This is a genomic window from Oleiphilus sp. HI0123 (assembly GCF_001635315.1).
Window position 1 is genome coordinate 1 of sequence record NZ_LWGE01000650.1, and the last position, 378, is coordinate 378.

Below are 378 nucleotides of genomic sequence, written 5' to 3' on the forward strand. Positions count from 1 at the left end.
AGGTCTAGAAAAGAAACCTTGGTGGAGTATGGTTTTAGGCTTCCGTCGGCACTTGATAATAGGCCTATGCGTTTTGAAGAATGGGAGCGTATATCTCCCCAGTCTATTTTTGTTTCCGCGACACCATCAACCTACGAAGAAGAGCATGCTGACAAAACCGTTGAGCAGGTCGTTAGGCCGACGGGGTTGCTTGATCCTCTAATAGAAGTGAGGCCTGCTACAACTCAAGTAGATGATTTGCTGTCGGAGATTAATGCGGCAACCGAGCTAGACGAAAGAGTGTTGGTTACAACGCTAACAAAGCGTATGGCTGAGGATCTCACAGATTTCTTAATGGAGCATGGCGTTCAAGTCAGATACTTGCATTCCGATATAGAT

At 46.0% G+C, this 378-nt stretch carries 1 pseudogene; it reads left to right on the plus strand.

Going from position 1 to position 378, the window contains the following annotated elements:
- A pseudogene (locus A3761_RS05895) lies at positions 1-378 on the plus strand (excinuclease ABC subunit B); the annotation flags it as partial.